This window comes from Yersinia sp. 2540 StPb PI (assembly GCF_052217165.1).
GTDB lineage: Bacteria > Pseudomonadota > Gammaproteobacteria > Enterobacterales > Enterobacteriaceae > Yersinia > Yersinia enterocolitica_E.
Map to the genome: position 1 here is coordinate 4,880,540 of NZ_JAZGQC010000001.1, position 15,465 is coordinate 4,896,004.

Below are 15,465 nucleotides of genomic sequence, written 5' to 3' on the forward strand. Positions count from 1 at the left end.
AGCCGCAGCCCCCAAAGGCCGGCTGAATTGGCTTAAATCATGCTAATGAGTCTGGCCAGCACGCGACTGATCGTCTTCTAAATGGTTTGACTGGTGCGATATTTCGCCAGGTTTCCTGTCTTGAAGATGAGCACGCCAATCTTCCCTTTCACTCACCACATTGCAAATAGTAATAGGAATAATAATTACTACCATTCATTTTATAGCGTGATAAATTACGACCTGGCACCGTTAAATAGAAAGAGAAAACGCCGTTATGTCCCACTATATGTCTGCCTGTAAAACATCCCGTTCTCTGCCTGCCCTACTGGGCTTGCTGTGTCTGATATTTTGGTTATCCGGCTGCAAACCCGCGGAGGAGAACAACGCATCAGCGGCAGACGACAACTCACCAGCATGGTCCCGGACGGTGGAAACGGCTAAAGGCCCGGTCACATTAACGCAGCAACCTACACGGATTGTCTCCACCAGCATCACCATCACTGGCACCTTATTGGCGATCAATGCGCCGGTGATTGCCAGTGGAGCGACCGCGCCCAGCTCCACTGTCGCAGATAATCAAGGGTTCTTTACTCAATGGTCGGCTGTCGCACAGGCAAAAAAACTGGTGCCGATATATCAGACTGAGCCAAACGCCGAAGCTGTTGCCGGCATGAACCCTGACTTAATTATTATTTCTGCCACCGGGGGGGATTCCGCGGTGAAATTGTATGAGCAGTTATCTGCTATCGCGCCAACCTTAGTGATTAATTACGATGATAAAAGCTGGCAAGAGTTAGCAATGATATTGGGGCAGGCAACTGGCCATGAAACCGATGCGAAAGATGTGATTGATAAATTTGCCAACCGGCTCAATGAGGTGAAACAGAGTATTACCTTACCACCGCAGCCAACGTCGGCTTTTGTCTATCAAGCCGCCGGTAGCACCGCGAACTTATGGACTGAAGACTCGGCACAGGGCAAGTTGTTGCAGGCGCTGGGCTTTAGGCTCGCTGAAATACCTGAAGCCGTGAAAGGTAACACCAGTATGGGACATCGTAAGGATATTATTCAGTTAGGTGGCGAGAAGCTGGCTGAAGGTCTGAACGGTGAGACTATTTTACTCTTCTCCGGTGATCAACCATCAGTTGATGCATTGAAAAGTAATAAATTTTTAGCTCATATTCCAGCGATTGAGCACAACCGTGTTTATGCCGTGGGTTATGACACTTTCCGCTTGGATTATTACAGTGCGAGTAATCTGTTAGCCCGAATTGAAGGGATGTTTAAACCTGCTCATTGATTGGGTAAGTCCCGGTTCTGACGTTGAGCGCATTCAGGAATGTGACCGAGCAGGCTAAATTTCCCCCTGCGTTACCACAGCGATGCATTCTAACAATAATGCGTGCTAACATATCTCACCCAAATAATAATGATAATCAAATCGATAACAATAATCATTTGTTAAAGAAGAGTTACAATGCCTGCTGATTATTCTCCAGATCAATATTCAATAAAACCGCTGACACCGGTGTCGACGTCAGGGGTACCAACAGCGCGCCGACGCGGGCTGCTGCTGCTGTTCAGCATTGTTGTGTTGCTATTGGTCATGGCTGCCAGCCTGATGCTCGGTGCCAAAGCCATCCCTTTATCTGTGGTCTGGCAGAGTTTGCTTGGTACAGAGCACAGCGCCGATAGCATTTTGATCGTTGAATCACGTCTGCCGCGAACCCTGATTGGTGTACTCGCCGGTGCAGCGCTGGGGCTATCGGGTGCAGTCATGCAAGCCCTAACCCGTAACCCACTGGCTGACCCCGGTATTCTTGGCGTCAATGCCGGAGCCAGTTTTGCCGTCGCCGTCGGGATCATTTTTTTCGGCGTTAATGCCATCCAGGGCTATATTATTTGCGCTTTTATCGGTGCGATGTTAACCACCCTGGTGGTGTATTGGGTCGGTGCTCAGGGCGGCGGGCGCGTTAATCCCCTGCGCCTGACACTTTCCGGTGTCGCGATTGGCGCTGTGTTAATGGGGATTTCCTCTGGCATAGCACTGACACATCCACTGGTTTTTGATCGGGTGCGCTTCTGGCAGGCAGGTTCATTGGATATCCGCAGTATGTCGGTGGTATTGGCCGTCACTCCGGCAATCCTGCTCGGCGGTGTAATCTCCCTGCTGCTGGCTCGGCCACTCAATGCCATGCATATGGGAGAGGATCTGGCGGCCGCGATTGGGGCCCGTATTGTCCAAACCCAATTTTGGGCAGTCATCGCCGTCACCTTGTTGTGCGGTGCCGCTACCGCAGCCGTTGGCCCTATCGCCTTTGTTGGCCTGATGGTCCCCCATATCGCCCGTTGGATTGTTGGGCCGAATCAATGTTGGATTCTCCCATTCACATTAGTGATGACACCTATCCTGTTGCTGGTATCTGACATTATTGGCCGCTTCTTGGTGCCGGGCGAGTTACGGGTTTCCGTCGTAACGGCATTTATTGGCGCGCCTTTGCTAATCTGGCTAGTTCGACGTAACAAAAGGATGACCACGCTATGAAGTCTGTCACCTCGCCGTGGCTATTTGGTCGCCCCGATGGCGCGATAAATTTACGCATCCGACCACGCAGTTTAGTTGTTTGCAGCCTACTGCTGCTGGCCTGTTTGTTGGGCGCACTGCTGGCATTAATGGCGGGGACTCTGGCGTTGTCGCCTCAACAGGTACTTAATGCCTTGTTCGGGCAAACCCGTGGTGCAGTGGATATTATCGTCAATCAGTGGCGCTTACCCCGCGCAGTGATGGCGCTTATTTTTGGTGCCGCACTGGGTATCAGTGGCGCAATATTTCAGTCATTAGTACGTAACCCACTCGGCAGCCCTGACATCATCGGCTTTAATATGGGTGCCTATACCGGCGCGCTAGTCGCGATTACTCTGTTTAATGGCAACTATTTCGAGATTGCCAGCAGCGCCTTGGTTGGCGGCTTACTGGCAGCTATTGCGGTGTATCTGCTGGCATATCGACAAGGGATTCAAGGTTTTCGGCTAATTATTGTCGGTATTGCCATTGGCGCGATGCTCACTGCATTCAATACCTGGCTAACAATCACGGCATCACTGGAATCGGCGATGACTGCCGCGGCCTGGGGGGCGGGGTCATTGAATGGTCTGAGCTGGGCTAAGGGCCTGCCATCACTGATGTTTATCTTTGCCGCGACGATAGCCGCAATGCTGCTTAGCCGCCGCATGCCACTGCTGGAAATGGGCGATGATGCCGCTGGTGCCTTAGGGGTTCCCGTTGAGAAAACTCGCCTGAGCCTGATGGCGATTGGCGTCATTCTAATGGCCGCCGTCACCGCCGCCGCCGGGCCTATCTCCTTTATTGCATTAGCCGCCCCACAAATAGCACGGCGTCTGGCGGGCACATCTTCAGTGACGTTAACCACGTCGGCACTGATGGGCGCCTTATTACTGGTTGCCGCCGATCTCTGCGCCCAACACCTATTTCCACCTAATCAATTGCCGGTCGGCGTGGTTACCACCAGCATCGGCGGCCTGTATCTTATTTGGCTTTTAATCCGGGAGTCCGGGCGATCATGAGTATTGTTACCCCTGCAACCACCCTACATCACAGCGATTTTTCCTCCCGCTTACAAGCCGACGCCCTAACACTGGGCTACGACGGTAAGATAATCAGCCAGAACCTGAGCATCTCCATTCCTGATGGTGAATTTACGGTGATTGTCGGCCCCAATGCCTGTGGTAAATCAACGCTGCTACGCGCACTGAGCCGTTTGCTGAAACCGCAAGCAGGTCAGGTAATTTTAGACGGCAAGAATATCGCCAGCATTGATACCCGGCAGGTGGCTCGTCATTTGGGTTTGTTGCCACAAAGTTCGCAAGTACCCGACGGTATCAGCGTGTTAGATTTGGTGGCGCGTGGCCGTTATCCCCATCAGAAGTTCTTACAGCAATGGACACAGGCCGATAAACTGGCGGTCAATAATGCCATGCAAGCCACCGGTGTCAGTGAACTGGCTGACAGATCAGTGGACGCATTATCCGGCGGGCAACGCCAGCGAGTATGGATAGCTATGGTATTGGCACAGCAGACGCCGCTGTTGCTGCTGGATGAACCCACCACCTATTTAGATATCGCCCATCAGATTGATTTATTGGAGTTATTCAGTAACCTTAATCAGCAACATAACCATACCTTGGTTGCTGTTCTGCATGATCTTAATCATGCCTGTCGTTACGCTACCCATATTATCGCCATGCGCGACGGGCAGGTAGTTACACAAGGTCACCCACGCGAGGTGATCACGGCAGATTTGGTCGAGCAGGTATTTGGTATGCCATGTTTGATCATTGATGATCCGGTTTCACATACACCATTGGTGATACCGAAGGGGCGATTTAAAATTTAATCCGCCAGCGAGCAGAGAGCGAGCCTGCCCTCTGCTCGCCGAAGGCGGTTAAGACTCAGTCGATCAGGTTAACAGACAGCGCAATCCATCAATCAAGCCCCCCCGCCAGCATAGAGCATCATGCCCACCCGCATAGACCCGATACTGCAACCGATGCCCTGCCTGACGAAGCGCTGCACTCATGGCTTGATTGACCTGATAAATCACATCTTCACGGCGACCTGCTTCCATAAAGATATTCAATGGCTGACTCGCCCCCAATCCCTGATACACCTGCTCGGTCAGCCAGCCCTGACGTTCAGCAGTCCCCGCCGTCAGTGCCTTGAAATTATCAACATCAGGCCACCAGAACGAACCGGACTGACTCAACACACAACCAAAACGCTGTGGCCAATGTAATCCAGCGTACAACGATGCCAACCCGCCAAAACTCTGCCCGGCCACCACAGTACGAGACGCTTGTTCCGTAAAAGCCTGTTGCAATGCAATCTGCGGGAGTAATTCCGTTTGCAATGCCTGCCAGAAATCCTGATTACAAGGCAGCTCTTGCGAACGATGAGTCTGGTCAATGATGTCGATCAACACATAGACACCAGCAGGTAAACGCCCTGCGGCGGTTTCACTATCCAAAATGCCAAACACCGGCTGCCTGAGTGCCCAATATTGGCCATCCAGCAAGATAGCCAATGGGCGATCGGCTTTATCTTCAGCACCGGTTGTCGTTGAGTAAATCCACACATTGCGACTATTGCCCAATAACTGACTGTGCCAACTAATCAGTTGCAGACGTTGCGGGTCGGCGGGCAGAATTTTGCCCGCATCAATTGGCTGCCAGGCCGTTTGCGGCAAAGCATCGGCTAAATGGACCGCAGAAAGTGGCATTCCGCGATAACTGCAATGCGCGGCGATCGGGTTTAACGGATCGTTCTCAGCGAGATCCATCAATGAGATCCACCAATCGCGCTGTGCCTGACGCTGTTCTTGCGGATTACCGGCCGGCAAATTCAAACATTTCTCTGCTGAGACGGGAATAAAGCTGTAACTGCCACGAAAATCAGACTCCACCTCTGCCTGCCAATACCAAACATCCGTCTGGCCCAGCCGAGTGAGCGATTCAGGATTAACACTGTGGTGATCTGTCACGCCGTTAACATCGATATACACGCAGCTATATACCGAATCACGCGCCTTTCCTTGTCGGTCGCGCCACAGGAAAGTCAGCTTTACTTTGCCAGCCGCTGCCGGTTCAGTCAGGGGCGTTCCCCACTGTGCGATGCGCTGCCACCATGATTCACTGCCCGCCGAAGGATCCTGTAATAACTGCTGACTCTCTGGATATTCGCTCGCCACTCTCACACGCTGCCCTCTTTATGTCATCACACCGGTCACGGTCTATTTATGATTACGTCTTTATTCATTGATAGCGCGGCGACTGTGCGCCATCACAAATGGATATAAGACTTAATATATATAAGGTTATTACCTAAACACAAATAATATTGAGAAGTATTATTATTTGCAATAACATAGTAAGCATTCTCTCCAGTGTGCCAGCCTATCATCGTAATTTAGATATGGGCGATGTGCTATGCGACGGTTATTGGATTGGAATATAACGTTTTTTTGTAACAACCAAGCTAAATAGAGGCAAATAAAGCCCGGTTGGCATCAAGAACCTGACGTATGAGGTTTAAATACTTTCCATTATTGTACTTCCAGGTAGGGATAAATCATGTTTGATATTTCTGGCAAGAAGATACCAACAACATTGCCATTTCGCGCAGGCTGCACAGCAAAGACCTTATTATTCACCACCACCTTGATACTGATACCGTCACTCAACGCATTAGCGGCCACTGCGGCTAAAGAAGATAAATTAGTGGTTGTCGCCAAACCGGGCAGCGGCCAACAAGATGATGGTTTCGTCGCTAAAAACAGCGCCACCGCGACTAAAACTGACACACCACTGATCCGCACCCCACAATCAGTTTCAGTTATTACCCGCCAGCAAATGCAAGACCAAGGGGCGGCTTCTGTGGCACAGGCCCTGCGCTATACCGCCGGTGTCGTGCCGGAATACCGTGGCGGCTCGAATATGAATGACGAAGTGATCATTCGTGGTTTTGGCTATGCCCCGCGTTTTCTCGATGGCTTAAGCTACAACTCATTAGGTGGTGCACGCCGTGGAGGCCAGATAGACCCCTGGTTGCTGGAACGAATTGAAGTCATCCGCGGCCCAGCATCAGTACTTTACGGCCAGGTGAACCCCGGCGGCCTGATCAATATGGTCAGTAAACGCCCAACAGCGGAAAGTATTCATAAAGTGCAGGTGGGTGCAGGCAATAATAGCCTGGCTGAAGCAGCATTCGACTTCGGTGGCGTGTTGGATGATGAAGGTAAAGTACTCTATCGTTTGAACGGGCTTGGCAGAACACAAGATGATGCCGTAAATAGCTTTAAACAGGAGCGTTTTGCTCTCGCCCCGGCACTAACCTTTATCCCGAACGAAGACACCACCTTTACCTTACTGACCAGTTATCAGAAAGAACCCAAAGCCGGTTCACGTAACTTCTTGCCAGCCACTGGAACCGTGTTTGGTACTGCATACGGCCATATACCTTACGATTTTAACGTTAGCGATCCGTCATTTGATCAGTCTGAACGCGAGCAGACCTCTGTCGGCTATGCTCTTGAACATTATATCAATGACACCTTTAAATTCCGCCAGAACCTGCGCTACAGCTATAACAAGCAAGACTACAAGTATCTGGTCTTTATGAATTTGCTGCCAGATAACCGCACCATGACTCGTCGCCCGCAAATCGAGCGCCAGACCATGGCTGAGTTTGCCGTTGATAACCAACTGCAAGCTGATTTCTGGACCGGGCAGTTAAACCATACGGTGCTGACTGGGCTGGATTACAAACGTAGCCGTATTGATAGTCAGTTCTTTATGGGCACCGTGCAGACAAAATACAATCTGGATTGGGTATCACCTGTCTATGGCCTGAATATTAAAGAGAGTGACTTGTCACTCAATAGCAGTGATCTGACCAAACTCGATCAGGTGGGGGTCTATTTACAAGATCAAATTGAACTGGATAAGTGGAATTTCCTCTTATCCGGGCGCTATGACTGGTCACAGTTAAAAACACTAAGCCGCAAAACCGCCACTCAGGATCAACAAGACGACCATGCCTTTACCGGCCGTGCTGGTGTGTTGTATGCCTTTGATTCCGGTATCTCGCCGTATATCAGTTACAGTACTTCATTTGAACCTAGCACCGCCAAAGGCGCGCCGGGAACTGGGGCATTGGACCCGGTTACCGCGCGTCAAGTTGAGCTTGGCCTCAAATACCAGATACCGGGCAGCAGCACCTTGTTGACGACTGCATTGTACGATTTACGCCAGAAAAATATCAGCCAATACGACCAGGCGCTGGCCTACAACGTCCCAATTGGTGAAGTGCAATCTCAGGGGATCGAAACGCAGTTAAACAGTGAGATTAACGACAATATCAACCTGATTGCTGCCTATACCTACACCAAAGGGAAAGTGCGTGAAACCAAAACACTGGCTGAATTAGGCAAAATGCCAGCCCGCACACCAAACCATTCCGCCTCACTGTGGGGAATGTATACCTTTGATAAAGGAGTAGTCGATGGCTTATCCACTGGTGTTGGTGTCCGCTATATCGGCACCAGTTGGGGTGATGCCAAGAACAGCTTTAAAGTCCCGGCGGTGACATTGTATGACTGGATGATGCGTTATGAACTGGGACAAGCTCTGCCAGCGATGAAAGGCACCAGTTTGCAGGTTAACGTCAACAATGTGTTCAACAAAGAATATGTTGCCAGTTGTGCACAGATGGCAGCTTGCTTCTATGGCAGTGGCCGTGTTGCCACCGCAACTGTCAGTTATGCCTGGTAAGGCTTAGGTTTATTCAGCCCACGCCGATTGATGCATAGCGGTGTGGGCTAATAACTTAAAGAAAAGTAAATATTTCTTCTAATCAACCCCATTGTGGCTTCAGATATCGAAATAAATAGAATAAATTCAGCATACTAACGTTTTGGCAACCTTTTATTTCACTCAGTGCAACCCGATAAAACCATTCTAAAAACAGGGAGATGGTCCTATACTCGCTGGCAGTATTATTTAATATCACCACACATTCAGGTTAAACATGCCAGCATTTAGGGGAGTACCACAGCTTATGCACCGGATGCGCGCCAGTAAAATGCGCATGTGCGGTATGCTGCTGGTTGCCTGCTGGCTAATTCTCAACGCGCAGTTGGCCATCGCCGGCCATCAGTGTGATATTGCCCCTTCTGCCTCGCCGGTATTTACCCAGCATCAAGGGCATATACAGCCTGACCCTTTAGCAACAGAAAACCAAATGCACGACATGCCATCAATGATGGATATGTCTCATGGTCAGGGGCAAAACCCCTTATGTGAAAAACACTGCATCCCTGACTCTGTCCAGTCTGACAGCGGCATGTTGGTGCTGGCAGCCTTACCCACCAATACGGAGTTAGTATTGGCTGATAGGCAACAAACACCACGCGTCCAGCGCGTTGACTGGCATACCCCCCCCATTGTCGGCCCCCCCACTGAAATCGCTTTCTGCCGCTTTAGAGAATAGATCCAGACATAAATAACCGTTTTCTTCAGGCCACTTAATCGTGGTGTGTTGTGCTTATTCTATGTTTTGGAGTTATTGCTATGCGTATCTTATTTAGCGCTGTATCTGCTGTATTACTGTTCTCTTCTCCGCTGTTCGCCGCCAGCCCGGCCATGAGTGAAAGTAGCCCGATGTCTCATGATAGTCATACAATAATGGCGGATTCTGCGCCAGCAGAGAGCTATCACTCCCAGGGCCAGATAAAAACCTGGCATGCCACCCGCGTATCTATCGCTCATAGCGCCATTCCGGCATTGAACTGGCCACCGATGACCATGACATTTGACCTACCGGAGAGCCTGGCCGCACAGCCATTACCCGCAGGTACATCCGTGACCTTCAGTTTCCGCCAGACCGAACAAGGCTATCAGCTAACTGCCATTTCAGCACAGCAGCCATAAGGCGGGATAATGATGACCCCTTTACTGAATCACCCACAGCAGGTGCGCCCCACGGCTGCGCTGCCATTCGGATTTACCGCACTGCTAATGGCGGCACTTTTCACTCTGCCAGCGGTGAGCTACGCGGCAGATATCACACTGGAACAGGCGCTGGTCTATGCTGAACGCTACTCGGCCGAGCTGTCAGCCAATCAGCATCAGGTCAATGCGCTGGAAAATATGGCCACTTCAGCCACCCAACTGCCCGATCCAAAATTGAAGTTTGGTATTGAAAACCTCCCGGTCGGCGGCAGTAATGCCCGCCGCTTCACCCGCGAGGGCATGACCATGCAGCGGGTCGGTATCATGCAGGACTATATCAGTAGTGATAAGCGACAAAGAAAGGCTGATACCCTGAGTGCTGAAGCGCGCAAAACGGCAGCAGGCAGTGAAACTATCCGCACCCGGCTGCAAAAAGAGACGGCGCAGGCGTGGCTTGATCTCGCCCTGACCGAACAGGCGGTGGGCGCGGCGCAAGTGCTGGTAAAAGAAAGCAAAAAACAGGTCGCATTGCAACGGGCCGGGGTTGCCAGTGGTGGCGCATTACCCAGCAGTGTATTGGATGCGCGCCTGACGCTATCTGCCATGCAGGATAGATTGACCACCGCACAACGTGACGTTGCCTTAGCACAAACCCAGTTGACGCAGTTGACCGGTATTGAGGTCAAGCATATCAGCGGCCCGTTACCACCATTCGCCCGCCTACCGGCAGATATCACCGTGTTGCGTGATGCCATCCAACAGCACCCTGAAGTGTTGCTTGCCAGCCGCGAAGCTGACGTTGCCAAAGCCCGCTCCGCACAATCGGCCATTGCCGCCACACCGGACGTTGGGATCGAGGTCTATTACGCTAAACGAGCTGACGAGTATGACGATATGGCGGGCGTTATGATCACCGTTGATTTGCCACTATTCCGCTCACAACGTCAGGACAAAGACTATGCCGCCGATGTATCGCGTTCAATGGAAGCCAACGACCAGCTTACGTTACTCACCCGCGACCACCGGGCGCAACTCGATACTCTGCTGGCGCAATATCAGGCCACACAGCAATTATGGCAGCGTCAGACTGATGAGGTTATACCACTGCAAAAACAGCGGGTTAAATTGGTTATGGCGCAGTATCAGGCCAATAAAAGCGATTTAAGCAGTGTGCTGGAAGCACGGCGTGCCCTGCTCGATAGCCAGCTCAATACCAGTAATGCCGCCAGAGAGTTAGCCCGTACCTGGGCTGCCATCCGTTATCTGACCCCGCAGGAGAGCATGCGATGAAAAAGCTATCTAGTTTGACGCTGGTGGCCGTCGCCGTGATCAGTGGCGTTGCCGGTTATCTGTTGGCTAAACCCGCCTCAGAGCACTCCACCACGGCAGCCACGGTGGTTGAAAAAACACCGGCAGAAAATAGCCGGAAGGTGCTGTATTGGTATGATCCTATGTCCCCCGGCCAGCGTTTCGACCAACCTGGCAAATCGCCGTTTATGGATATGGAGTTGGTGCCGCGCTATGCCGATGAAGCCGTAGCACAGGGCGGCGTTAGCATCAGCCCCCGCCAACAGCAGAATTTAGGCGTGCGCACTGCCGCGGCGGAAATGCGATCACTCAACTATCGTCTTGCCGGTTACGGCACAGTGGCAACCGATGAGCGCAGCGTGCAGGTTATCGCGGCGCGGGCTAACGGCATTATTGAACAATTGTATGTACGCGCCAATCAACAACCGGTCAGTAAAAATCAGCCATTGGCGCAATTATGGGTTCCCGATTGGAGTGCCGCGCAACAAGAGTATCTGGCAATCCGCACCTTGGGTGATAGCCAATTAACGGCCGCCGCTCGCCAACGGCTACAACTGCAATTTATGCCAGAAGAGGTGATTCGCAGTGTCGAAAAAAGCGGCCAGCCGCAAACGCGGATCACCTTACGATCTCCGTCTGAGGGTTATGTGAGTAAGTTGGATATTCGGGCCGGTTCACAAGTGACTGCGACACAATCACTGTTTGAATTAGCCAGCCTTGATCCGGTATGGATAGTGGTGGACTATCCGCAATCACAAGCCAGTTTAGTCACTATCGGCAGTACGATTGCCGCCACGACCGCCAGTTGGCCGGGTGAAACCTTCCACGGCACCGTCAGCGAGCTATTGCCTAATATGGATCTCGCTACCCGCACCTTAAAAGCGCGCATCGTCCTGGAAAACCCACAACAAAAGCTGAAACCGGGCATGTACCTGAATGTACAATCCGCGCCAGCAGATAATCTAAAACCGGTCTTGGCTATTCCACAAGAAGCCTTGCTGATGTCAGGCAATAGTAACCGGGTGCTGCTGGCTGAAGGTAATGGCTACTTTAAGCCAGTGGATGTCAGTACCGGGCAAACTCAGGACGGCTGGACAGAGATAAAATCCGGGCTTAACGTCGGTCAATTGGTGGTGACCTCGGGCCAATTCCTGATTGATTCAGAAGCCAGTCTGCAAAGCGCTCTGCCACAAATGGAGGATACCCCCACCTTAACTGAGAATACCACGCCAACAGCGAATAACACTGCCGCAGCAGCTATTGATATCTACTCGGTGCAAGGGAAAGTCATCGCTATCAATGGTTCAACAATCACCTTATCCCATGGCCCGATCGCGGCCTTGAAATGGGGAGCGATGACGATGGACTTCCAGCTACCGGCAGAGTCGTTATCACCGGAAATCGTCGCTGGTAGTCAGGTTAATTTCACTTTCACTCTCAATGAACAAGGGGCACAGATCCGCCAAATCCAGCCGGTAACAAGCAATAGCAGTACCGATACCCACAGGAGCCACCTATGATTGCTGCCATTATCCGCTGGTCACTGCGCAATCGGCTGTTGGTACTGCTTGGCGCGGTGATGATGGCCGCGTGGGGAATTTGGTCACTGCAACAAACCCCGCTGGATGCGCTGCCAGACTTGTCAGACACGCAAGTGATCATCCGTGTCAGTTATCCCGGTAAAGCACCACAAGTGGTCGAGGATCAGGTGACTTACCCACTGACGACCACCATGTTGTCAGTCCCTGGTGCCAAAACCGTACGCGGTTTCTCGATGTTCGGCGACGCCTATGTCTATGTGCTGTTTGATGATGGCACTGATCCTTATTGGGCACGTTCACGGGTGCTGGAGTATCTCAGTCAGGTGCAGGCTACCTTGCCGGCTGAAGCCAAAGCCTCGTTGGGACCGGATGCCACGGGGGTGGGTTGGATCTATGAATATGCCTTAATCGACAGAACCGGCAAACACAGTCTGGCCGATCTGCGTGCCTTGCAGGATTGGACACTAAAATTTGAGTTGAAAACAGTACCCAATGTCTCTGAAGTGGCCAGTGTCGGGGGCATGGTGCGCCAATATCAAGTCGTTCTCGACCCGGAACAGATGCGGGCGCTAAATCTATCCCATCAACAAATTGCCAGCGCCATTACTGATAGTAATCAGGAAGGCGGTGGTTCGGTGCTGGAAATGGGGGCGGCAGAATATATGGTGCGCGCTAGCGGTTACCTGAAAACGCTGGATGACTTCAGGAATATCGTGATCACTGCTCGTGCAGGTATTCCCATTTTACTGTCCGATGTCGCTACCGTGCGGATGGGGCCAGAAATGCGCCGTGGCGTGGCCGAGCTTAATGGTGAAGGGGAAGTTGCCGGTGGCATCATTGTGATGCGCTATGGCAAAAATGCACTGGAAACCATTAACGGCGTGAATGAGAAGCTGCAACAGATTCAGCGCAGCTTACCAGCTGGGGTGGAAATCGTACCGGTATATGATCGTTCACACCTGATTACTCAGGCCATCGACAGCTTATCATTCAAATTGCTGGAAGAGTTTTTAGTGGTGGCGGTGATCTGCTCACTGTTTTTGTTCCACTTCCGCTCAGCATTGGTGGCTATCATCACTCTGCCCCTGGGGATTCTCGGTGCGTTTATCGTCATGCACTATCAGGGGGTCAATGCCAATATTATGTCGCTGGGCGGGATAGCCATCGCCATCGGAGCTATGGTGGATGCCGCGATCGTGATGATCGAAAATATGCACAAAGTGTTGGAGCAATGGCGGCGAGATAACCCGGGGAAAACACCGGTCAGTCAGGATTACTGGCACATTTCAGAGCAGGCGGCCATTGAAGTCGGTCCGGCGCTGTTTTGCAGTTTACTGATCATCACCTTATCGTTTATTCCGGTATTTACATTACAGGCGCAAGAGGGGCGGATGTTCTCTCCGCTGGCTTTTACCAAAACCTATGCCATGGCCGTTTCGGCGGGGTTAGCCATTACGTTAGTACCGGTATTAATGGGCTATTTTATTCGCGGCAAAATCCCTGATGAAAATGCCAACCCCATTAACCGTGGGCTAATCGCCCTTTATCATCCGGTGTTAACCGCCGTACTGGCGCGACCAAAAACCACATTAGCTATCGCGGGTATATTACTGCTGGCAACCCTGTATCCATTAAGCCGTCTGGGGAGTGAGTTTATGCCCGCGTTGGATGAAGGTGATTTACTGTATATGCCTTCTACACTGCCGGGGATTTCGGTACGCGAAGCCAGCCATTTACTGCAACAAACCGATCGTTTGATAAAAACCATACCGGAAGTGGCGACAGTATTTGGTAAAGCCGGGAGAGCAGAGACGGCAACAGATCCAGCCCCTCTGACCATGATCGAAACCACCATTCGTTTTAAACCCAAGGATCAATGGCGGCCGGGCATGACCATGGACAAATTGATCGAAGAACTGGACGCCACCGTCAAGGTGCCCGGTATCGCCAATCTCTGGGTGCCACCGATCCGCAATCGGCTGGATATGCTCTCTACCGGCATCAAAAGCCCGGTTGGGATCAAAGTGAATGGCAAAAATGTGCACCAAATTGAGCAGGTGGCACAGCAAATCGAACAAGTGGTACGCAACGTGCCAGGTGTGACCTCGGCCCTCTCGGAACGACTGGCAGGTGGCCGCTATGTGGATATCAACATTGACCGTCAACGGGCCGCTCGCTATGGGGTTTCAGTAAAAGAACTGCAATCACTGGTGGCGACCGTGATTGGCGGGCAAAACATCGGTGAAACCATTGAAGGGCGTGAACGTTATCCAATCAACCTGCGCTACCCACGGGAAATACGTGATTCACTGCAAAAATTGCGTGATTTGCCGGTAGTGACTGCCGGTGGCGGGCAAGTCGCACTGGCGGAACTGGCCGATATCAAGGTGACAGAAGGCCCACCGATGCTGAAAAGTGAAAATGCGCGCTTATCTGACTGGGTCTATGTTGATCTGCGCGGGCGAGATTTGAAATCAGCCGTTACTGAAATGCAGCAAGCGGTGGCACAACAAGTGAAACTGCCGGAAGGCGTCTCCCTTAGCTGGTCTGGGCAGTTTGAATACCTGGAACGGGCAACGGCAAAACTGAAAATTGTGTTACCGGTTACCCTGATGATCATTTTTGTCTTGTTATATGTCACGTTCAGCAGTGTCCGCGATGCCGCATTAATCATGGCGACGCTTCCCTTCGCACTGATTGGCGGGGTGTGGCTGCTGTATGGCTTGGGATATAACTTTTCCGTTGCCGCCGCGGTGGGCTTTATCGCCCTGGCCGGTGTGGCCGCTGAATTTGGCGTAATAATGATGCTGTATCTCAATCAGGCGGTGAAAAAACATCAGCAACCCGGCATTGCTATGACGGCCAGCCAAATGAGTGCAGCTATTCATGAAGGCGCGGTGCTGCGGGTGCGACCAAAAGCCATGACTGTCGCCACTATTATGGCCGGCTTGCTTCCCATTATGTGGGGCGGCGGGACTGGGTCAGAGGTCATGCAACGTATTGCCGCTCCGATGATTGGCGGGATGGTGAGTGCACCACTGCTTTCGATGCTGGTTATTCCTGCGGTGTATATGTTGCTGCATAAAAAAGAGAGTCAACAGCAATAAAA

At 51.7% G+C, this 15,465-nt stretch carries 11 protein-coding genes; 10 read left to right on the forward strand and 1 reads right to left on the reverse strand.

Annotated features, from left to right (window positions below; genetic code table 11):
- Positions 1-256 precede the first annotated feature (256 nt).
- The 4 genes from fepB (at position 257) to V1956_RS22775 (ending at position 4,397) form a co-directional block, all read left to right on the forward strand.
- Positions 257-1,282 (forward strand): Fe2+-enterobactin ABC transporter substrate-binding protein, encoded by a 1,026-nt coding sequence (gene fepB / locus V1956_RS22760; RefSeq protein WP_372560525.1) that lies wholly within the window; start codon positions 257-259, stop codon positions 1,280-1,282.
- A 177-nt stretch (positions 1,283-1,459) separates the two neighbouring features.
- Complete coding sequence (fepD, locus tag V1956_RS22765; protein ID WP_442825731.1) at positions 1,460-2,527, forward strand: Fe(3+)-siderophore ABC transporter permease; 1,068 nt, start codon at positions 1,460-1,462, stop codon at positions 2,525-2,527.
- Entirely contained in the window at positions 2,524-3,567 is a 1,044-nt protein-coding gene (fepG, locus tag V1956_RS22770; RefSeq protein ID WP_372560523.1) for an iron-enterobactin ABC transporter permease, read from the forward strand. Before fepD ends, fepG begins: the two co-directional genes overlap by 4 nt.
- Positions 3,564-4,397, forward strand: coding sequence for an ABC transporter ATP-binding protein (locus tag V1956_RS22775; protein ID WP_442825732.1), 834 nt, complete (start codon positions 3,564-3,566; stop codon positions 4,395-4,397). The genes fepG and V1956_RS22775 overlap by 4 nt, the downstream gene beginning before the upstream one ends.
- 63 nt (positions 4,398-4,460) lie before the next feature.
- Here V1956_RS22775 and fes read toward each other — a convergent pair whose 3' ends face one another.
- Complete coding sequence (gene fes / locus V1956_RS22780) at positions 4,461-5,753, reverse strand: enterochelin esterase (RefSeq protein ID WP_372560521.1); 1,293 nt, start codon at positions 5,751-5,753, stop codon at positions 4,461-4,463.
- Positions 5,754-6,129: 376 nt separating this feature from the next.
- On the opposite strand from fes, the gene V1956_RS22785 reads away from it, so the two are divergent.
- From V1956_RS22785 to V1956_RS22810, 6 genes are all read left to right on the forward strand, one after another.
- A complete protein-coding gene (locus V1956_RS22785) occupies positions 6,130-8,328 on the forward strand; it encodes a TonB-dependent siderophore receptor (RefSeq protein ID WP_442825733.1) in 2,199 nt (732 codons plus the stop codon).
- A 286-nt stretch (positions 8,329-8,614) separates the two neighbouring features.
- Positions 8,615-9,046 (forward strand): hypothetical protein, encoded by a 432-nt coding sequence (locus V1956_RS22790; RefSeq protein ID WP_420072094.1) that lies wholly within the window; start codon positions 8,615-8,617, stop codon positions 9,044-9,046.
- An 80-nt stretch (positions 9,047-9,126) separates the two neighbouring features.
- Positions 9,127-9,486, forward strand: a complete 360-nt coding sequence (locus tag V1956_RS22795; RefSeq protein ID WP_372560518.1) for a copper-binding protein — start codon at positions 9,127-9,129, stop codon at positions 9,484-9,486.
- A gap of 12 nt (positions 9,487-9,498) precedes the next feature.
- Positions 9,499-10,797 (forward strand): TolC family protein, encoded by a 1,299-nt coding sequence (locus V1956_RS22800; RefSeq protein ID WP_442825843.1) that lies wholly within the window; start codon positions 9,499-9,501, stop codon positions 10,795-10,797.
- Positions 10,794-12,335, forward strand: coding sequence for an efflux RND transporter periplasmic adaptor subunit (locus V1956_RS22805; RefSeq protein WP_420072093.1), 1,542 nt, complete (start codon positions 10,794-10,796; stop codon positions 12,333-12,335). Before V1956_RS22800 ends, V1956_RS22805 begins: the two co-directional genes overlap by 4 nt.
- Positions 12,332-15,463: an efflux RND transporter permease subunit gene (locus V1956_RS22810; RefSeq protein ID WP_442825734.1), complete on the forward strand. Its 3,132-nt coding sequence runs from the start codon at positions 12,332-12,334 to the stop codon at positions 15,461-15,463. Before V1956_RS22805 ends, V1956_RS22810 begins: the two co-directional genes overlap by 4 nt.
- Positions 15,464-15,465 lie beyond the last annotated feature (2 nt).